Annotated in this window: 19 protein-coding genes; 16 read left to right on the forward strand and 3 right to left on the reverse strand. The window is 41.1% G+C overall.

Annotated features, from left to right (window positions below):
* Positions 1 to 19 precede the first annotated feature (19 nt).
* Both rnjA and QM382_RS06050 read right to left on the reverse strand, forming a co-directional pair.
* The gene (gene rnjA, locus QM382_RS06045; RefSeq protein ID WP_414272770.1) at positions 20 to 1,702 is read right to left on the reverse strand and encodes a ribonuclease J1; all 1,683 of its coding nucleotides are present in this window, start codon (positions 1,700 to 1,702) and stop codon (positions 20 to 22) included.
* Position 1,703: 1 nt separating this feature from the next.
* Positions 1,704 to 1,937: a DNA-dependent RNA polymerase subunit epsilon gene (locus QM382_RS06050; RefSeq protein ID WP_006149161.1), complete on the reverse strand. Its 234-nt coding sequence runs from the start codon at positions 1,935 to 1,937 to the stop codon at positions 1,704 to 1,706.
* 272 nt (positions 1,938 to 2,209) lie between these two features.
* On the opposite strand from QM382_RS06050, the gene QM382_RS06055 reads away from it, so the two are divergent.
* The 13 genes from QM382_RS06055 to QM382_RS06115 all read left to right on the forward strand — a co-directional run bounded on the left by QM382_RS06055 (position 2,210) and on the right by QM382_RS06115 (position 14,220).
* Complete coding sequence (locus QM382_RS06055) at positions 2,210 to 2,416, forward strand: hypothetical protein (protein WP_414272771.1); 207 nt, start codon at positions 2,210 to 2,212, stop codon at positions 2,414 to 2,416.
* A 110-nt stretch (positions 2,417 to 2,526) separates the two neighbouring features.
* On the forward strand, positions 2,527 to 3,210 hold the full coding sequence (gene tsaB / locus QM382_RS06060; RefSeq protein WP_414272772.1) for a tRNA (adenosine(37)-N6)-threonylcarbamoyltransferase complex dimerization subunit type 1 TsaB: 684 nt from the start codon (positions 2,527 to 2,529) through the stop codon (positions 3,208 to 3,210).
* Positions 3,207 to 3,644, forward strand: coding sequence for a ribosomal protein S18-alanine N-acetyltransferase (gene rimI, locus QM382_RS06065; RefSeq protein ID WP_414272773.1), 438 nt, complete (start codon positions 3,207 to 3,209; stop codon positions 3,642 to 3,644). The genes tsaB and rimI overlap by 4 nt, the downstream gene beginning before the upstream one ends.
* Positions 3,634 to 4,644: a tRNA (adenosine(37)-N6)-threonylcarbamoyltransferase complex transferase subunit TsaD gene (gene tsaD / locus QM382_RS06070; RefSeq protein ID WP_414272774.1), complete on the forward strand. Its 1,011-nt coding sequence runs from the start codon at positions 3,634 to 3,636 to the stop codon at positions 4,642 to 4,644. The genes rimI and tsaD overlap by 11 nt, the downstream gene beginning before the upstream one ends.
* A gap of 66 nt (positions 4,645 to 4,710) precedes the next feature.
* Complete coding sequence (locus QM382_RS06075) at positions 4,711 to 5,319, forward strand: hypothetical protein (protein ID WP_195183477.1); 609 nt, start codon at positions 4,711 to 4,713, stop codon at positions 5,317 to 5,319.
* Between the two features lie 140 nt (positions 5,320 to 5,459).
* Positions 5,460 to 6,182, forward strand: coding sequence for an AzlC family ABC transporter permease (locus QM382_RS06080; RefSeq protein ID WP_414272775.1), 723 nt, complete (start codon positions 5,460 to 5,462; stop codon positions 6,180 to 6,182).
* On the forward strand, positions 6,172 to 6,495 hold the full coding sequence (locus QM382_RS06085; protein ID WP_414272776.1) for an AzlD domain-containing protein: 324 nt from the start codon (positions 6,172 to 6,174) through the stop codon (positions 6,493 to 6,495). The genes QM382_RS06080 and QM382_RS06085 overlap by 11 nt, the downstream gene beginning before the upstream one ends.
* A 102-nt stretch (positions 6,496 to 6,597) precedes the next feature.
* Positions 6,598 to 7,440 carry an amino acid ABC transporter substrate-binding protein gene (locus QM382_RS06090; protein ID WP_414272777.1) on the forward strand — a complete coding sequence of 281 codons (843 nt, stop codon included), beginning with the start codon at positions 6,598 to 6,600 and terminating at the stop codon, positions 7,438 to 7,440.
* 139 nt (positions 7,441 to 7,579) lie between these two features.
* Positions 7,580 to 9,937 (forward strand): hypothetical protein, encoded by a 2,358-nt coding sequence (locus QM382_RS06095; RefSeq protein ID WP_414272778.1) that lies wholly within the window; start codon positions 7,580 to 7,582, stop codon positions 9,935 to 9,937.
* Positions 9,938 to 10,122: 185 nt separating this feature from the next.
* A complete protein-coding gene (locus QM382_RS06100) occupies positions 10,123 to 10,977 on the forward strand; it encodes a MetQ/NlpA family ABC transporter substrate-binding protein (protein WP_414272779.1) in 855 nt (284 codons plus the stop codon).
* 121 nt (positions 10,978 to 11,098) lie between these two features.
* Positions 11,099 to 12,472 carry a M20 family metallopeptidase gene (locus tag QM382_RS06105; RefSeq protein WP_414272780.1) on the forward strand — a complete coding sequence of 458 codons (1,374 nt, stop codon included), beginning with the start codon at positions 11,099 to 11,101 and terminating at the stop codon, positions 12,470 to 12,472.
* Positions 12,465 to 13,526, forward strand: coding sequence for a methionine ABC transporter ATP-binding protein (locus tag QM382_RS06110; protein ID WP_223339651.1), 1,062 nt, complete (start codon positions 12,465 to 12,467; stop codon positions 13,524 to 13,526). The genes QM382_RS06105 and QM382_RS06110 overlap by 8 nt, the downstream gene beginning before the upstream one ends.
* 1 nt (position 13,527) lies before the next feature.
* A complete protein-coding gene (locus tag QM382_RS06115) occupies positions 13,528 to 14,220 on the forward strand; it encodes a methionine ABC transporter permease (protein ID WP_195183473.1) in 693 nt (230 codons plus the stop codon).
* 22 nt (positions 14,221 to 14,242) lie between these two features.
* Here QM382_RS06115 and QM382_RS06120 read toward each other — a convergent pair whose 3' ends face one another.
* Positions 14,243 to 14,815, reverse strand: a complete 573-nt coding sequence (locus QM382_RS06120; protein ID WP_414272781.1) for an MptD family putative ECF transporter S component — start codon at positions 14,813 to 14,815, stop codon at positions 14,243 to 14,245.
* Between the two features lie 131 nt (positions 14,816 to 14,946).
* On the opposite strand from QM382_RS06120, the gene QM382_RS06125 reads away from it, so the two are divergent.
* The 3 genes from QM382_RS06125 to hisS all read left to right on the forward strand — a co-directional run bounded on the left by QM382_RS06125 (position 14,947) and on the right by hisS (position 18,591).
* Positions 14,947 to 15,798, forward strand: coding sequence for an Rgg/GadR/MutR family transcriptional regulator (locus QM382_RS06125; protein ID WP_414272782.1), 852 nt, complete (start codon positions 14,947 to 14,949; stop codon positions 15,796 to 15,798).
* Positions 15,799 to 15,982: 184 nt separating this feature from the next.
* Positions 15,983 to 17,230 carry a transporter gene (locus QM382_RS06130; protein ID WP_414272783.1) on the forward strand — a complete coding sequence of 416 codons (1,248 nt, stop codon included), beginning with the start codon at positions 15,983 to 15,985 and terminating at the stop codon, positions 17,228 to 17,230.
* Positions 17,231 to 17,310: 80 nt separating this feature from the next.
* Entirely contained in the window at positions 17,311 to 18,591 is a 1,281-nt protein-coding gene (gene hisS, locus QM382_RS06135) for a histidine--tRNA ligase (protein WP_414272784.1), read from the forward strand.
* Positions 18,592 to 18,783: the final 192 nt, after the last annotated feature.

Below are 18,783 nucleotides of genomic sequence, written 5' to 3' on the forward strand. Positions count from 1 at the left end.
AGCTTCAGAGAGTTTTGTATTATTCTTCTTCATCTGGTGTGAGAATCATCGGAATGATGATTGGTTCACGCTCAGTATTTTCGTAAAGGAATGGTCGAATAGCGTTTACGATAGCGCCATTGACTGATTGGATGCTGGCATCCTTGTTTTTCAAAGCGATACGAATAGCATTGAAAAGGATGCGTTGACTTTGACGGATCAAGTCGCCAGATTCGCGCATGTAGACGAAACCACGACTAAGGATATCTGGTCCAGAAATAATCATCTGAGACTCAAAGTCTACCGTTGCGACGGCAAGTACGACACCGTCTTCGGATAGGTCTCGACGGTCTTTTAGGACTGCTGCTCCGATTTCACCGATTCGATTTCCATCGACGTAGATATCTTGAGCATTGAAATGACCAGCGATACGAGCAGAGTTTGCAGTAAGGGCAAGGACATCACCATTGCTCATGATAAAGATATTGTCTTTTTCAACTCCAGTATCTACGGCAAGTCCAGCATGGACTTTTTGCATGCGATATTCACCGTGAACAGGCATGAAGTATTTTGGTTTGATGAGGCGGAGCATGAGTTTTTGCTCTTGCTGACCACCGTGTCCAGATGTATGGATGTTGTTAATCTTACCATGGATAACTTCAACACCAGCTTCAGAAATGATGTTAATCAGCTTGTTAACGCTAGTGGTGTTTCCTGGGATTGGACTAGATGAGAAGATAACCGTATCGCCAGGTTGGAGTTGCACTTGACGATGGGTTCCGTTAGCGATACGAGAGAGAGCCGCCATAGGTTCACCCTGGCTACCTGTACAGAGGATAAGAACCTCACCTGCAGGGTAATCTTTGATTTCATTTGGTTCGATGAAGGTTCCCTTTGGCGCTTTGATGTAGCCAAGTTCGATTCCGTTAACAATAGCCTTTTCCATAGAGCGTCCAAAGACAGCAATCTTACGCCCTGTTTTGACAGCGGCATCAGTCGCTTGCTGGAGACGGAAGATATTTGAGGCAAAGGATGCAAAGATGATACGTCCCTCGATACCTTGGATAATCTTCATAATAGACTGACCAACGACCTTTTCAGAGTTTGTAAAGGTTGGCACTTCAGCATTTGTCGAGTCAGAGAGTAAGCAAAGTACTCCGTCTTCACCTAGGGTTGCCATACGGTGCAAGTCTGCAGGTTCACCAACTGGTGTAAAGTCAAACTTGAAGTCACCGGTACAAACGATTTTTCCTTGAGGTGTGTGGATAACAATTCCCAAAGGTTCTGGGATCGAGTGAGTTGTTCTAAAGAAAGTTGCTTTAAGATTTTTAAAGGTCAACTCAGTGTTGTGGTTGATTTCGTGAAGTGTAGCATTGCGCAAAAGGCCATGCTCTTCGAGTTTTCCACGGATCAAAGCGAGGGCTAGTGGACCTGCATAGATAGGGATATTTGCTTGCTTGAGCAAGAAAGGAATCCCACCAATATGGTCCTCGTGTCCGTGTGTAATCAAGAGAGCCTTGACGCGGTCGATATTTTCGACAATGTAAGAGTAATCAGGGATAACGTAGTCGATACCAAGCAAGTCATCCTCGGGGAATTTAATCCCTGCATCAACGATGATGATTTCGTCTTGGTATTCGATTCCGTATGTATTTTTACCGATTTCTCCTAGACCACCAATGGCAAAAACGCCCACTTCTTCTGGTTTAAGAGTATAGGCCATATTAGAACTCCGTAATTTCGAATGCGCCAGTTTCTTTTTCGTAGTCTAGCAATTTGTCTGACAAGAGCTCGATATATTCAACGTTGAATTCTGGACGGTTTTTTTCAACAAGTTCACGGGCTATGATACGTCCCTCAAGTTCTGAGCTGGCATCAATGTCTAAGTAAAGTGAGCGTGTTGTTTCACGACGTGGACTACGGTCTTTTGTTTCTTGATAAAAAACTTTGTAAATCATGTGTTTCCTTTCTGTTTTCAGGTCAGCTGTATTCAAAAAATTACCAGCTTGAAGCTGTTTGTTTCTATTTCATTTTCTGCCTGTATTGACCTTGATTCGTTACAATTATCTCAATTATAACATAAAAAGGGGAATTAGTAAAAGCAGGAAACATGAAAGTAAGGAGCTTGAAATATGTTTCATTTTGCCCGATACAAGTATTTGAAGACTTTGAAATCACGTGCTATAATAAAGTTAGAAAAGAGGTTTTTCCTTATGAAGGAGGGCAGGATATGTTTCAACTAGCTATTGCAATTCGTATCTTGGCATTCGCTATTTTTGTTGCTTGTGTTTACGGTGGCAATATTTTGTATACTCTGCTAGAGCATCGGAAAGCCAAGCTCCTTTGGAAGATTAGCTTCGTGACTCTGTATTCGTTCTTCCTTCTTCTTGTAACCTATGTGGTCTGGTTCGTATTTTACTTTGGTTTGAATTCTTGAGTGCTTGTCCTGTCTATTTGGCAGGGCATTCTTGTTTCAAAACAAAGAAAATTCCCATGTGTCAGCTTTTGTAGTATAATAGTAAACAGACAAAAAGATAGGAATGTGTTATGAAAGTATTAGCTTTTGATACGTCCAGCAAGGCTCTGTCTTTAGCCATTTTAGAGGACAAGCAGCTTCTTGCCGAGACGACTATTAATATCAAGAAAAATCACAGTATTACCCTCATGCCTGCTATCGATTTTTTGATGTCCAGTCTAGATTTGACACCTAAGGATTTGGATCGAATCGTCGTGGCAGAGGGACCGGGTAGCTATACAGGTTTACGAATTGCAGTAGCAACTGCCAAGACCTTGGCTCATACCTTAAACATTGAGTTAGTAGGGATGTCTAGCCTTTTAGCTCTGGTACCGAGCCAGCAGGAAGGACTGGTAGTCCCTCTGATGGATGCGCGTCGCAACAATGTATATGCAGGGTTTTACGAAACTGCGCAGCCTATATTTCCAGAGGCGCATTTGTCTTTCGAGGAGGTCCTAGAGCAAGTCAAGGATGTTGACCAGGTAACCTTTGTCGGTGAAGTGGGTGCCTTTGTCGAGCAGATTCAAGAGCAATTACCACAGGCGAACTATCAAGAAACTTTACCAAACGCAGCGAATCTAGCTCTTTGGGCCTGGGACAAGGAAGCAGACTCTTTACATGACTTTGTACCAAACTACCTCAAACGTGTCGAAGCTGAGGAAAATTGGCTCAAGAACCACGCCGAGTCTGGCGAGTCTTACATTAAACGCCTATGATAGAGATTAAACGAATCCAACAGCAACCGAATGTTGCTCAAGCAATCTACACAGTTATGGAGGATGTTTATCCAGTCAGCCCTTGGACGTTGGAACAAATCCAAGCAGACTTGTCCAAAGATCAGACCTGGTATGCTCTGGCTTATGATGGGGCTGAAGTGATAGGTTTTCTAGCAATTCAGGAGAATCTCTTTGAAGCAGAAGTCCTACAAATCGCTGTTAAAAAAGCTTATCAAGGTCAGGAGATTGCTACAGCCTTGTTTGCTCAATTGCCCACAGATAAGGAAATTTTCCTCGAAGTCAGAAAGTCCAACCACCGAGCGCAAGCATTTTACAAGAAAGAAAAAATGGCGGTCATCGCTGAGAGAAAGGCCTATTACCATGATCCAGTTGAGGACGCCATTATCATGAAGAGAGAAATAGATGAAGGATAGATATATTTTAGCATTTGAGACATCCTGTGATGAGACCAGTGTTGCCGTCTTAAAAAACGATGACGAGCTCTTGTCCAATGTCATTGCTAGCCAAATTGAGAGTCACAAACGTTTTGGTGGCGTAGTGCCAGAAGTAGCGAGTCGTCACCACGTCGAGGTCATTACAGCCTGTATTGAGGAGGCGCTAGCAGAAGCAGGGATTGCCGAAGAGGATGTGACAGCTGTGGCGGTCACCTATGGACCGGGCTTGGTCGGGGCCTTGCTGGTTGGTTTGTCAGCTGCCAAGGCCTTTGCTTGGGCGCATGGCCTACCTCTAATTCCCGTTAATCACATGGCTGGTCACCTCATGGCGGCTCAAAGTGTCGAACCTTTGGAGTTTCCCTTGCTAGCCCTCTTGGTTAGTGGTGGCCACACAGAGTTAGTCTATGTTTCTGAGGCTGGTGATTATAAGATTGTTGGGGAAACTCGTGATGATGCAGTTGGTGAGGCCTATGATAAGGTCGGTCGTGTCATGGGCTTGACCTATCCAGCAGGTCGTGAGATTGATGAGTTGGCTCATCAAGGTCAGGATATATATGATTTCCCTCGTGCCATGATTAAGGAAGACAATCTGGAGTTTTCATTCTCAGGTTTGAAGTCTGCCTTTATCAATCTCCACCACAATGCCGAGCAAAAGGGAGAAAGTTTGTCTACAGCGGACTTGTGTGCATCCTTCCAAGCAGCTGTCCTGGATATTCTCATGGCGAAAACCAAGAAGGCTTTGGAGAAATACCCTGTTAAAACCCTAGTCGTGGCTGGTGGTGTGGCTGCCAATAAAGGTCTTAGAGAACGTTTGGCGGCTGAAATCACCGATGTCAAGGTTATCATTCCACCTCTACGTCTTTGCGGAGACAATGCGGGTATGATTGCCTATGCTAGCGTTAGTGAGTGGAATAAAGAAAACTTTGCAGACTTGGAGCTGAATGCAAAACCTAGCCTGGCTTTTGATACCATGGAATAAAGAGTTAGCTCAGTGTTAACTCTTTTATCTTGGACAAATGCCGGAATCTTTTAGTATAGTAGAAATATGAAATTTAAAAAAACAATGAACGTTGTGCTTGCTCTTGGAGCTTTATTGCTTTGCATGTCAGCTTGCCAGCATATTCCAAAGACACAATTGATTCTATTTGAGTCACTGTCATTCAATATGCCCCTCAAATCTCTTGAAAAAGTGTTTGGAGAAGCTGATGAAGTGATAGAAGAAACGGAAACCGCCTTTCGGGACACTTGGCATGCAAGGGATCCTTATTTCTATAAAACAGGCCGACTTTTCTATCATTACGAAAATATTGCATTGAATGGTTATACAGGTCGAGCGGATTTCACATTTTCAAAATCACATCGCTTGGAAGAAGTAACAGTTCATATTCCTGTAGCTTCAAAAATGGAGCAACAAGTAGCGCTCTACAATTTATCCCAGACTATAAAAAAAGAAATTGAAGATCTTCCGACTTTCAAATCCGTAACTACCGAGACAGTAGGATTATACGATGATGGCTATCGCTATAAAGTCAAATTGCAAGGCCAAAGGAGAGAACTCTGGGTTGATGTCTACCCGATAGAAGATGAATATACTGAAAAAAATGAAGGCTATAAGTATAGAATTCGAATTGATCAATTTCTCATGTATCCATAATGAACCATACTGTTCAGGGTCTGATACTTGCTATTAGTTTCAAATTCCAGACGGTTTTCTACTCTTTGAATGTGTTATAATAATTTTTGCTTTGACTGTCTGGAAAGTAGTTGATGAAGGAATGAATAGTGAGGAGGTTTATGAAAGAAAAAGGATTTTGGGATGGTGTGCAGGCTGCGGTGCCAACGGCTCTGGGCTATGTTAGCATTGGTCTTGCTTGTGGCATTATCGGTTCCCCTTATGTAACCCCTGTAGAGATGGGCTTGATGAGCCTCTTTGTCTATGCTGGGAGTGCTCAGTTTGCCATGATAGCCTTGATAGCAGTTCAAGCCCCTGTGGCAGCCATTGCTATGACGGTCTTTTTGATTAATCTGCGTCTCTTCTTGCTGAGTTTGCATGCGTCGACCTATTTCCGTCATACCAGTCTCTGGCATAATATCAGCATGTCCAGTCTCTGGCATAATATCAGCATGTCCAGTCTCTTGACCGATGAGACTTATGGGGTCTTGATGGGAGAGCTAGTTCATACGGATAAGGTCAACCCTATGTGGATGCATGGAAACAATCTCAATAGCTATATTTCTTGGTTTTTGGGAACAGTTGTCGGAACTGCTCTAGGTGGCCTTTTGCCAAATCCGGAAGTTTTTGGTCTAGATTTTGCCCTAGTGGGAATGTTTATCGGGATTTTCACTTCCCAGTTTCAAATTATGCAAAAACGGATTCCCTTACGCAATCTCTTCATCATTCTTGGAGTTGTTGCTGTTTCCTTTTTTGTGCTCTTGACAGTAGTGTCTCAGTCGCTAGCTGTCCTATTTGCGACCTTGTTGGGTTGTACAATGGGGGTGATTTTGGATGGTCAGTAAGTATATTTTAATGGCAATCGTCTTTTCTGGCTTGGTGACTTGGATTCCGAGAATGATTCCTTTTATCCTTGCCAAGTACAAGGGGTTGCCACCTATTGTAGAGCACTTTTTAAAATTCCTCCCAGTTTCTATTATCTTCGCTTTGATTCTTTCAAGTGTTGTGAGCGGAAAAGCTGGAAGCTTCCCACAGATAAAATGGTTAGACTTTTTAGCAGTCTTTCCAACAGCCTTTGTAGCCTTTCGCTACCGCAATCTGGTGGGTACAGTTCTCTTTGGAGTGGCCTTGATAGCAGTCCTCCGTTTGGTCTTTTAGTCAGCCATAAAGAAAACCTATGGCAAATATAGAAATCATATAATGGCGCAATTACTTTTTTTCTGTTAAGATAAAACTGTATTTTATTTTGGAGGAAATATCATGAAAAAAATCGTTAAATATTCATCACTTGCTGCCCTAGGGCTTGTTGCCGCAGGTGTATTAGCAGCTTGCTCAGGTGGTGAGAAGAAAGATGCTGCAACTAGCGAAGCAACATCTGGTAAGAAAGAAATTATCGTTGCAACCAACGCTTCACCAAAACCATTTAACTATGAAGAAAATGGTGAGTTGACTGGTTACGAAATCGAAGTTGTTCGTGCTATCTTTAAAGACTCTGACAAATATGATGTCAAGTTTGAAAAGACAGAATGGTCAGGTGTCTTTGCAGGTCTTGACGCAGATCGTTACCAAATGGCGGTTAACAACATCAGCTACACTAAAGAACGTGCAGAAAAATATCTTTACGCAGCACCAACTGCTAAAAACCCTAACGTTCTTGTAGTTAAGAAAGATGACAACAGCATCAAATCACTTGATGATATCGGTGGAAAATCTACTGAAGTCGTTCAAGGAACAACATCAGCGAAACAGTTGGAAGAGTACAACAAACAACACACAGATAACCCAACTGTCCTTAACTATACAAAAGCTGACTTCCAACAAATCATGTCTCGTTTGAGCGATGGACAATTTGACTATAAGATTTTTGACAAGATCGGTGTAGAGACAGTTATCAAAAACCAAGGTTTGGATAATTTGAAAGTCATCGAACTCCCAAGTGACCAACAACCTTATGTTTACCCACTTCTTGCCAAAGGTCAAGATGAGTTGAAGGCTTTTGTGGACAAACGCATCCAAGAACTCTATAAAGATGGAACGCTTGAAAAACTATCTCAACAGTTCTTTGGTGGCTCTTACCTGCCAGCAGAAGCTGACATTAAATAATTTAAAAATACCTCTGTTAGTGACAGGGGTATTTTTTATGTAAGCACATTCAAAAAAGCGGCTGTAATACCTCATATTCTTTGACAAAGGCCGTCGGAATGGTTTATAATATTAAATAATACATTTAAAGGAGATTGTTATGAAACACAAAAAGTTTTTATCCTCATTTACATTAGCTGCTGCTTTGTTAGCAGCGGGTGCAATGAATCATGAGGTTCAGGCTAATGAAAAGCCTGTAGATGCTAAGGAAAAAGCTGTCGCACAATCATCATCTGAAAAACAGATTACAGATGCGCAAAAGGAAGTTAAGAAAGCTCAAGCGTCTGTAGATGAAAAAGCTTCAAAAGAAGCGGATGCTAAAAAGGACTTAGCAAAGGCTGATAAAAAGGTTGCTGAGACCAAAGAAGCTATCAATATCGCTAAAAATGCTGATGCTATCATCGAAGAAGAATCAAAAGTAGCATCTGAGAAGAGCGCTGAAAAAACAGAAGCTGACAAAGCTTTGGCAAACGCAGAATCTACAGAAACAGCAGCTAAATCTGCAGAAACTGCAGCTAAAGAAGCTAGCCAATCTGCCAATGAAAAGCGTGATGCTAAAGCGGCAGAGGTAAAAGCTAAACAAGCTGAACTAGATGGTATGACTGATGGAAGTCTTAAAAATCAAATCTCTAATACAGAAAAAGAGGTTAAAAAGGCAGAGCAGTCTCTTCAAGAACAGACTAAAGCAGCAAGTGAAGTAGCGAATAAGATAGCAGATAAACAAAAGGAACTTGACAATTACAAACCAACAGTTTTGAAAAAAGCCTTGAATCCAGAAGAACAAGGCCGTAAAGCTCCAGCATCTGAGGATGGTTATGACTATAACAAACAATATCGTCCTAAAGACGCCTCAGGTAATCCTTTGATGGAAAATGTTGCCTTCCAAGGTGTTCGTGAAGTTGAAGTGGAAGCAACTGACGAAATGAAACGCTTCACTAAGGCTTTAGCTGATTATAATGCAAACCCATATGATGCAGTTAATCACAAATATAAAACAAGACCAGTCTTTAAGTTTGTTGTGGATAATCGCAAATTGACAGAAGCTTTCATTGAGGTAGCAAATGAACTCCGTCGCGCTAATGGTGTTACACAAGATTTAGCTCTAGACGAAGCCTACATTAAACATGCAGAAGAACGTTCAAATGAAATGGCTACCACTGGAGTTTTAAGCCATGATACCAAGTTCACACACCCAGATGGAGAAGATGTTCGTGTAGAAAATATTGGAATGAAATATGCAATTCCTGGAACAGATGGTGGACCAAACTTTGTGGAAGTTAAAAATGGTCAAACGATTTATAATTACGATAAGATTATGAGTTATAAACAGTTTGCTTATGAAGCCCTTTTAGCTTGGTATGCAGACTTTAATAATATAAAAGGAATCGACTACGGACACCGCAGAGCCCTTCTTACACCGGTTGGAGGGAAAGTAGGAGTTGCCCAAGGAACGATTGAAGGAAAAAATCCTAATAACATTTATTATACATATACAAGTAATGCCTATTCACCTGAAACAGTGAAGGAATACACATCTAATTTCTATGCCTTTAAGGAAGATGATAAATTGCATCCGACTTTCTATGGTAAACGCATGAAGTTCTTGCCTGAGCATCACTTTGTATACGTTGAAAAAACAGTTATTGACAAATCTGCTGAGATTAAGGCTGAACTTGCATCATTGCAAGCAGAAAAAGCTGATAAAGATGCTAAAAAAGTAGCTGCTGAAACTAAAAAAGCTAATTTGTTGGCATCTTTGGATAAATTAAATAAACAAGCCAATAATTTAGTAAGTTCTCGTGAACAAGTTAAAAAGGACTTGGAACAGGCTAAATCTGATTTGGTATCCTTGACTGCAGATGCGAAAGCAAAAGCTGACTTAGTTGCTACGAAATCACAAGAGGCAACTAAAGCAAGTCAAAATCTAAAAGCCTTGCAAGCCAAGGTAGCAGAATTGGCTACAGCCATTAAAAATGCAGAAGAAAAACGCGATAAAGCAAAAGCCTTGAAAGGTCAAGCATCAGATTTGGAAACAACCTTGAAGCAAGCAGAAACTGATAAAGCAAATGCACAGAAAGTTAGTGATCAAGCAGAAGCTGAATTGAAATTGGCTCAAACAGCTCTAGCAGAAGCTAAAGCGAAGCTGCAAGCTTTATTAGATGTACTTGAAGCAGAAAATATGCTAAGAATTGGTGAAAAAGACGGAATTATTATCGGTCTACCAAAAAATGCACCAATTCAAGACCAACTTCCAGAATTTGATCTTCGTAAACTTGCTGACAAATCTCAAGGAGCAAAAGCTAATAAACTCGGCAAAAAAGCTTCTACTAAAGCATTGCCAAATACAGGAACAAACTCAAGTGTAGATGAACAAACGACTCTGTTTGGAGTTTACGGTTTACTTGCGAGTCTCGGCTTAGCAGGCATCGTAACACGACGCAGAAGACAAGGTGAATAAATCTTAAAAGCTATCTAGCAATCAGCTAGATGGCTTTTTTATAGAATGATAAATCCGAGGATAGGTCTAATATCAGCTTAATATGTATAGTTTCAAACTATATGTCTGCCTATCTATTAACAATTTGCTAAATCAAATAAAGTATGAGATACTATTACGGTATTATTTTAAAAGGAGAATGAATCATGAAAATCAAAAAATGGTTAAGCGTAGCAGCTATTGCTACAGTAGCAGGCCTTACACTTGCAGCTTGCGGAAATTCAGACAAGAAAGCGGACAATACAACTACAGTTAAAATTGCGACTGTTAACCGTAGTGGTTCAGAAGAAGCACGTTGGGATAAAGTCCAAGAATTGGTTGAAAAAGACGGAATTAAATTGGAATTCACAGAGTTTACAGACTACTCACAACCAAATAAAGCAACTGCTGATGGTGAAGTAGACTTGAACGCTTTCCAACATTACAACTTTTTGAACAACTGGAACAAAGAAAACGGTAAAGATCTTGTAGCGATTGCAGATACTTATATCTCACCAATCCGCCTTTACTCAGGTTTAAACGGAAGTGAAAACAAGTACACTAAAGTGGAAGAAATCCCAGATAAGGGTGAAATCGCAATTCCAAATGATGCTACTAACGAAAGCCGTGCCCTTTACCTTCTTCAATCAGCTGGTTTGATTAAGTTGGATGTTTCAGGAACTGCACTTGCGACAATCGCAAACATCACAGAAAATCCAAAGAACTTGAAAATCACTGAATTGGACGCTAGCCAAACAGCTCGTTCATTGTCATCAGTTGATGCAGCTGTTGTAAACAACACTTTTGTTACAGAAGCAAAATTGGACTACAAGAAAGCACTCTTTAAAGAGCAAGCTGACGAAAACTCAAAACAATGGTATAACATCATCGTTGCGAAAAAAGATTGGGAATCATCACCTAAAGCTGATGCCATCAAGAAAATTATCGCAGCTTACCACACTGACGAAGTGAAAAAAGTCATCGAAGAAACTTCAGACGGCTTGGATCAACCAGTTTGGTAATAAACACAGGGAGGTGGGAGAGATTTTTTCCACCTCTTGCTTTTATATAGAGCCTAAAACAAATGAAATCCACTTGTATTGATTCTAAAGGTACAAGTCCTAGTAGAAAGGTAGAGAGAAAATGGTTTTCCCTAGCCAAGAAGAACAAATTGAAAAGTTTGAAAAGGATCATGTAGCGCAACATTACTTTGAAGTTTTGCGTACCCTGATTTCTAAAAAATCAGTCTTTGCCCAACAAGTCGGCCTTAAAGAGGTGGCTCGTTATCTAGGCGAGATTTTCAAGCGCGTAGGTGCAGAGGTCGAGATTGACGAGAGCTATACAGCACCTTTTGTCATGGCGAATTTCAAAAGTTCACGTCCAGATGCCAAGACTATCATTTTCTACAACCATTATGACACAGTACCAGCAGATGGTGATCAAGTTTGGACAGAGGATCCTTTTACACTCTCTGTGCGTGATGGCATTATGTATGGACGCGGGGTTGATGATGACAAGGGGCATATCACTGCTCGACTCAGTGCGCTGAGAAAATACATGCAAGATCACGATGATCTTCCAGTCAATATCAGCTTCATCATGGAAGGGGCAGAGGAATCTGCCTCTATGGACTTAGATAAATATCTAGAAAAACATGCAGATAAACTCCGTGGGGCAGATTTATTGGTCTGGGAACAAGGGACAAAGAATGCCTTGGAACAGTTAGAAATCTCTGGTGGGAACAAGGGGATTGTAACCTTTGATGCCAAGGTCAAGAGTGCAGACGTCGATATTCATTCTAGCTATGGTGGAGTCATCGAATCAGCTCCATGGTATCTCATTCAAGCTTTGACTAGTCTTCGCGCTGCCGACGGCCGTATCTTGGTAGAAGGATTGTACGATCATGTACAGGAGCCTAATGAACGTGAGTTGGCCTTGGTTGAAACCTATGCCCAACGCAATCCAGAGGAAATCAGTCAGATTTATGGCTTGGAATTGCCACTTTTACAAGAGGAACGTACAGCTTTTCTAAAACGTTTTTTCTTTGAACCAGCGCTCAATATAGAAGGAATTCAGTCAGGCTATCAAGGTCAAGGAGTTAAAACAATTCTGCCAGCAGAAGCTAGCGCTAAACTAGAAGTTCGTTTGGTTCCTGGCTTAGAACCACATGATGTTTTGGAGAAAATCCGGAAACAACTAGACAAAAACGGTTTTGATAAGGTAGAATTGTACTATACCTTGGGTGAGATGAGTTATCGAAGTGATATGAGTGCACCATCTATTCTCAATGTTATTGAGCTGGCCAAGAAATTCTATCCACAGGGCGTATCGGTCTTGCCAACAACGGCTGGGACAGGTCCTATGCATACAGTCTTTGATGCCTTAGAAGTACCTATGGTTGCCTTTGGTCTAGGAAATGCTAATAGCCGAGACCATGGTGGAGATGAAAATGTGCGAATCGCCGATTATTACACCCATATTGAATTAGTAGAGGAGCTGATTAGAAGCTATGAGTAGAGATATTATCAAATTAGATCAGATCGATGTGACTTTTCACCAAAAGAAAAGAACCATCACAGCGGTCAAGGATGTGACCATTCACATCCAAGAAGGAGATATCTACGGAATTGTAGGATATTCTGGAGCAGGGAAATCAACCCTAGTTCGTGTTATTAACCTTTTGCAAAAACCATCTGCAGGTCGAATTACTGTAGATAATGATGTAATTTTTGATGGCAAGGTTACCTTAACTGCGGAGCAATTACGCCATAAACGTCAAGATATTGGGATGATTTTCCAACACTTTAACCTTATGAGCCAGAAAACAGCAGAGGAAAATGTAGCCTTTGCTCTCAAACACTCTGGACTCAGCAAGGAAGAAAAGAAGGCTAAAGTAGCTAAGTTGTTGGACTTGGTGGGCTTGGCTGACCGTGCCGAAAACTATCCTTCACAACTATCTGGAGGTCAAAAGCAACGTGTGGCTATTGCGCGTGCCTTGGCCAATGATCCAAAAATCTTGATTTCGGACGAGTCAACTTCAGCTCTGGATCCAAAGACAACGAAACAGATTTTGTCACTCTTGCAAGAATTGAACCGTAAACTAGGTTTGACCATTGTCCTGATTACACACGAGATGCAGATTGTCAAAGACATTGCTAACCGTGTAGCAGTCATGCAGGATGGTCGTCTGATTGAAGAGGGTAGCGTTCTTGAAATCTTCTCAGATCCTAAGCAACCATTGACCCAGGACTTTATCTCAACGGCGACAGGTATCGATGAAGCTATGGTCAAGATTGAAAAGCAAGAAATCGTAGAGCACTTATCTGAAAACAGCATTTTGGTACAACTCAAGTATGCAGGCGCTTCTACAGATGAACCACTTCTGAATGAATTGTATAAGCACTACCAAGTAACAGCCAATATTCTCTATGGAAACATTGAAATTCTTGACGGCACTCCTGTGGGTGAGCTTGTGGTTGTCTTGTCAGGGGAAAAAGAAGCCTTGGCAAGCGCTCAAGATGCTATCCGTCAGGCTGGTGTGCAACTAAAAGTATTGAAGGGAGGACAGTGAGATGGCAGACTTGATTCAAACATATTTACCAAACGTCTACAAGATGGGTTGGTCTGGTCAAGCTGGCTGGGGAACAGCAATCTACTTGACCCTGTATATGACGGTTCTTTCCTTTATCATTGGAGGTTTCCTAGGGCTGGTTGCAGGGCTTTTCCTTGTCTTGACAGCTCCAGGTGGTGTCTTGGAAAATAAAGTTGTTTTCTGGATTTTAGACAAGATCACGTCAATCTTCCGTGCGGTGCCATTTATCATTCTCTTGGCAGTCTTGTCACCCTTCTCTCATCTAATCGTAGGAACAAGCATTGGTCCAAATGCGGCTATTGTACCCCTATCTTTTGCAGTCTTTGCCTTCTTTGCCCGTCAAGTACAGGTGGTATTGGCTGAGCTAGATGGTGGTGTCATTGAGGCAGCGCAAGCCAGCGGAGCTACTTTCTGGGATATCGTGGGTGTTTATCTATCAGAAGGTCTACCAGACTTGATTCGTGTGACGACTGTGACCTTGATCTCCCTCGTCGGTGAAACAGCTATGGCGGGAGCGGTCGGAGCAGGTGGTATCGGTAACGTAGCTATCGCTTATGGATTTAACCGTTTCAATCATGATGTGACAGTCCTTGCGACACTTATCATTATTCTGATTATCTTTACAATTCAGTTCTTGGGAGACTTGTTGACCAAGAAATTAAGTCATAAATAAAAAAGAGCCATCTGGCTCTTTTTTATGATGTTTTATCTGCGAATTTCTTACTAAGTGCTTGTCCAATCAGGGCACCAAGTAAAGCGCCGATGAGAACACTTGTGATAAAGAGGAGGATGTTAGCAGGATTCGGTGCAACCATAATGCGATCGATATAGTCCTGAGATTTTCCACGAGCGACTAGAGTTGCGATATAGGCTTGAGGGGTCAACCACATGAGTAGGATGGGACCAGTAGTACCAAAGGCAAAAACTAGGAAGGAAAGAAGGTTCTTGACCTTATCTTTGTAGTGGCCAAGGTGAGCGATGCCATCTGCTGCAAGACCGCAGATAATTCCTGGCAGAAAGGCTCCAGCACCATGCTTGCTCCCGAGGAAAAATAGAGAAATTACAAGTCCAATCGTAGTAATAGCTCCAAAACGAGGAACCTTTGCTAAAAGGATCATATAGACGCTACCACCCACAAGAGCAGAAAAGGCAGGGGCGTAAAACATATTTCCAGTGTGGTCGACAAGGTTCCCTAGTAGAACCCCCACTCCGATACAGAGAAAGTAGACAAGGGCAGCAACAAGGGTTGTCAAGATATTCTTTTTCATAAGTTCTCCTTCGTATATCTGATGGTTTTCATTGTATCATGCATGTGGGAGATTGTAAATACTGGTTTGGAACTAGTATTTATTAGGAAATGTGGTAAAATAGGAAAAAATAAAAGACGAGTGGTAAGAGGATGAAGAATTTAGGAAAAGTTTTTAAAGAGTTAAGGGAGTCCAGAAAAATCTCCTTGAGAAAAGCAACAGGTGGACGCTTTTCAGCATCCTTATTGTCGCGTTTTGAAAATGGTCAGAGTGACATATCTGCTCCAAAGTTAATCACAGCTTTGGAGAATATTCATGCGAGTATGGAAGAATTGTTATTTTTGGCGAGAGGTTTTCATCAGGATGCCTATTCTGAATTTAGAAACAGAATGTTTGAGGCTATCGACCCACAAGATTTAATATCCCTGAGTACTCTCTATCAGAGAGAATACCAACAACATCCTTTTTCAAAGGATAAACAGCAACACATTCTCAATGCTATTTTGATAAAATCCTATATGAAAGCTATTGATGTGACGGTTACATTGACCTCTGAGGAAGAAAGAGTCCTACATGATTATCTATTTTCTGTTGAAATTTGGGGGCTCTATGAACTTTCGTTCTTTTCTTCCTGCTCTCCTCTTTTATCAGTCCAGCTTTTGACAAAGTATACTCGGGAAATGTTGCGGAAGTCAGATTTCTTGCAAGGAGTTGGGAAAAATCGGAATATGATGCACACCTTGCTCCTCAATGGTTTTATGGCCTGTATTGAAGTTGATGATTTTACCAATGCCCTTTATTTCAAAAAACAAATTGAAAAGAACTTCTTTGAAGAAAATGAAACCTATTTTCGAATAGTCTACCTATGGGCAGAAGGTTTGCTTGATAGTAAACAAGGAAGGGTAGAAGAAGGTCGAAAAAAGATGGAAGATGCTGTCCGTATTTTCGAGATAATTGGTTGTAGCAAATCTGCAGACTATTATAGAAGTGTCATAGAGTGTTGAATATCTGCAACTGGATAAATTAAATTGAAACGATAGGGCTAGGAAGATACTTATTAGTATTAGCAAGTTCTATCGTTTTCGTTATGAGTTTAGTTTGTTGCATATATTCAAAAAATTTTTCTCAAAGGATTCTTGATGCTATACTAGAACTACCATAAAAGTAGTATGTGAGAAAGGAATCTATATGAAACTATTACTAAGAAATCAAGCTTATCGAATCTTGAGTTTATCACGATTTTTCAATGCTTTTGGAGCTTCAATTTTTAATTTAGTATTTGTGGTCTATGCCTCGACTTTACCAGAGGCTTCTGTTGCCGTTGCCGTGGCTAATGTTGTGATGATGCTTCCAACTCTTTTTACAGTTTTTGTTGGAATTCGTGCAGATTACACGAGGGACAAGGTCAAATGGATGACCTATGTCGGTTTATTTCAGGCGGTTTTATTTTTTCTAGCAGCCCTAGTTGTTCAGCAAGCTAGTTTCTTTGCCTTTTCGACCCTTTGCCTCATCAATGTCATTAGTGATGTAGCCAGTGATTTTGCTGGTGGATTGCGAATGCCTCTCGTTAAAGAAAAAGTAGCAGAGTCAGATTTGATGGAGGCCTATTCCTTTTCGCAGTTTATTACCTACATCTCTGCGATTGGCGGGCAGGCTTTCGGAGTTTGGCTATTAGGGGTGTCGACACAGAACTTTTCGCTCGTAGCTGGAATCAATGCCATATTTTTCCTAGTGTCAGCTCTCATTCTCTTTTTAGGAAGGGCTGAATTAAGCTTATCAACTCCATTTGCTGATAGTAAATCAATGAAAAATGAGAAGCTTTCTATCAAAGATCAGTTTTTAACGATTTACCGAAACCTACGTCTCGTTTTTCTTCAAAGTGGACAGAAAAACTTTGGATTTATGCTCTTTGCTATCTTACTTATCAATGCTTTGGGAGGTGCTTTAGGTGGTATCTATAACATCTTCCTTTTAAATCATTCCTTACTGGATTTTTCCTACAAGGATGCCTTGTTTATCTTACAATTGATTACCTTATTAGCGGTTATCATCAGTAGTCTTACGGGCAATGATTATTTTGGGAAGCAATCTCTGCCTAGATTAATGATGTGGGTTACATTAGGAGCCAGTCTAGTTGGTCTATCTAATTTGTTAAACCAAGTCTTGCTCGGGATGTTTTTCGTCTTTTTTACCATGTATATCTCTGGTAAAATTTCCCCTAAAATTAGTGCTTTGCTCATGAAAAATCTTGCTCCAGAGGTTCTCTCTCGTACCAGTAATTTTTTAGGTTTGTTGTTTACTCTATCTATACCAGTGGGGACGGCCTGTTTTTCACTGGTGGCGGTATGGGATATACAGTTGACTTGGATACTTTTCGTAGGTCTTTCTCTGATAGCTATTCTTCTGACAAGTCTCAATCTCAAAAATGAAATTTAGGTGTTCGTCTTCTTTTCAGACTGTCCCAATCCTTTCATTTATGGTAAAATAGGACTATTAAGTTAGAAAGAGGATTCCCTATGAAATTACAAAAACCAAAAGGAACGCAGGATATCTTACCTGCTGAGTCTGCCAAGTGGCAGTACGTTGAAGGCTTTGCGCGTGAAATCTTCAAACGCTACAACTACGCAGAAGTACGTACCCCTATTTTTGAGCACTACGAAGTCATCAGTCGTTCTGTTGGAGACACAACTGATATCGTAACCAAGGAAATGTACGATTTTTACGACAAGGGAGACCGTCATATTACCCTCCGTCCAGAAGGAACTGCTCCAGTCGTTCGTTCTTATGTGGAAAATAAACTCTTCGCACCAGAAGTGCAAAAGCCAAGTAAGTTCTACTACATGGGTCCAATGTTCCGCTATGAGCGTCCACAAGCAGGTCGCTTGCGCCAATTCCACCAGATTGGTGTGGAGTGTTTTGGCTCTAGCAATCCAGCTACTGATGTGGAAACGATCGCTATGGCAGCCCACTTCTTGAAAGCAATCGGTGTTCAGGGTGTCAAACTGCATCTAAATACTCTTGGAAATCCTGAAAGTCGTGCAGCCTACCGTCAAGCCTTGATTGACTACTTGACACCTATGAAAGATAGCTTGTCTAAGGATAGTCAACGTCGTTTGGAAGAAAATCCTCTTCGTGTCTTGGACTCTAAGGAAAAAGAAGACAAGGCAGCTGTGGAGAATGCACCATCTATCTTGGATTACCTTGACGAAGAAAGCCAAGCCCACTTTGATGCTGTGCGTCAGATGCTGGAAAATCTTGGAGTAGACTATATCATCGATACCAACATGGTGCGTGGTTTGGACTACTACAACCACACGATTTTTGAGTTTATCACTGAAATCGAGGGTAATGAATTAACAGTCTGCGCAGGTGGTCGCTACGATGGCTTGATTGCTTACTTTGGTGGTCCTGAGACTGCTGGTTTTGGGTTTGGACTTGGTGTAGAACGTCTCCTTTTAGTTCTTGAAAAGCAAGGTGTGGCCCTACCTATCGAAAACGCCCTAGATGTTTATATTGCTGTCCTTGGTGAAGGAGCAAATATCAAGGCTTTAGAGTTGGTACAAGCTCTTCGTCAACAAGGTTTCAAGGCAGAACGAGATTACCTTAACCGCAAACTCAAAGCTCAGTTTAAGTCGGCTGATATCTTTAGAGCTAAGACACTTATCACTCTAGGAGAGAGTGAAGTCGAAAGCGGTCAAGTGCAGGTCAAGAACAACCAAACTCGAGAAGAAGTAGAAGTTTCTCTTGAAGCTATTAGTAAAAATTTCTCAGAAGTATTTGAAAAATTAGGCTCTTAATAGTAAAGTAATGAACCAGGGTTTTATTCCTGGTTTTTATTTAATAAAAAATCCGACCATTGAAGACTATTTTTGTATAAAAGGTTGAGGAAACTGAACGTTTTCGGAAGGGAAAGTGGAATATTATAAAAAATAGCTTGTAAACGAATTCAAAAAATGCTATGATATATTTGATTAATTAAGAGGAGTCAA

This window comes from Streptococcus infantis (assembly GCF_047465185.1).
GTDB lineage: Bacteria > Bacillota > Bacilli > Lactobacillales > Streptococcaceae > Streptococcus > Streptococcus infantis_O.

What these genes read in the sequence shown, in the direction of transcription:
- rnjA (WP_414272770.1), bottom strand. Translation starts at nt 1,702, where the DNA reads ATGGCCTATACTCTTAAACCAGAAGAAGTGGGCGTTTTTGCCATTGGT.
- QM382_RS06050 (WP_006149161.1), bottom strand. Translation starts at nt 1,937, where the DNA reads ATGATTTACAAAGTTTTTTATCAAGAAACAAAAGACCGTAGTCCACGT.
- QM382_RS06055 (WP_414272771.1), top strand. Translation starts at nt 2,210, where the DNA reads ATGTTTCAACTAGCTATTGCAATTCGTATCTTGGCATTCGCTATTTTT.
- tsaB (WP_414272772.1), top strand. Translation starts at nt 2,527, where the DNA reads ATGAAAGTATTAGCTTTTGATACGTCCAGCAAGGCTCTGTCTTTAGCC.
- rimI (WP_414272773.1), top strand. Translation starts at nt 3,207, where the DNA reads ATGATAGAGATTAAACGAATCCAACAGCAACCGAATGTTGCTCAAGCA.
- tsaD (WP_414272774.1), top strand. Translation starts at nt 3,634, where the DNA reads ATGAAGGATAGATATATTTTAGCATTTGAGACATCCTGTGATGAGACC.
- QM382_RS06075 (WP_195183477.1), top strand. Translation starts at nt 4,711, where the DNA reads ATGAAATTTAAAAAAACAATGAACGTTGTGCTTGCTCTTGGAGCTTTA.
- QM382_RS06080 (WP_414272775.1), top strand. Translation starts at nt 5,460, where the DNA reads ATGAAAGAAAAAGGATTTTGGGATGGTGTGCAGGCTGCGGTGCCAACG.
- QM382_RS06085 (WP_414272776.1), top strand. Translation starts at nt 6,172, where the DNA reads ATGGTCAGTAAGTATATTTTAATGGCAATCGTCTTTTCTGGCTTGGTG.
- QM382_RS06090 (WP_414272777.1), top strand. Translation starts at nt 6,598, where the DNA reads ATGAAAAAAATCGTTAAATATTCATCACTTGCTGCCCTAGGGCTTGTT.
- QM382_RS06095 (WP_414272778.1), top strand. Translation starts at nt 7,580, where the DNA reads ATGAAACACAAAAAGTTTTTATCCTCATTTACATTAGCTGCTGCTTTG.
- QM382_RS06100 (WP_414272779.1), top strand. Translation starts at nt 10,123, where the DNA reads ATGAAAATCAAAAAATGGTTAAGCGTAGCAGCTATTGCTACAGTAGCA.
- QM382_RS06105 (WP_414272780.1), top strand. Translation starts at nt 11,099, where the DNA reads ATGGTTTTCCCTAGCCAAGAAGAACAAATTGAAAAGTTTGAAAAGGAT.
- QM382_RS06110 (WP_223339651.1), top strand. Translation starts at nt 12,465, where the DNA reads ATGAGTAGAGATATTATCAAATTAGATCAGATCGATGTGACTTTTCAC.
- QM382_RS06115 (WP_195183473.1), top strand. Translation starts at nt 13,528, where the DNA reads ATGGCAGACTTGATTCAAACATATTTACCAAACGTCTACAAGATGGGT.
- QM382_RS06120 (WP_414272781.1), bottom strand. Translation starts at nt 14,815, where the DNA reads ATGAAAAAGAATATCTTGACAACCCTTGTTGCTGCCCTTGTCTACTTT.
- QM382_RS06125 (WP_414272782.1), top strand. Translation starts at nt 14,947, where the DNA reads ATGAAGAATTTAGGAAAAGTTTTTAAAGAGTTAAGGGAGTCCAGAAAA.
- QM382_RS06130 (WP_414272783.1), top strand. Translation starts at nt 15,983, where the DNA reads ATGAAACTATTACTAAGAAATCAAGCTTATCGAATCTTGAGTTTATCA.
- hisS (WP_414272784.1), top strand. Translation starts at nt 17,311, where the DNA reads ATGAAATTACAAAAACCAAAAGGAACGCAGGATATCTTACCTGCTGAG.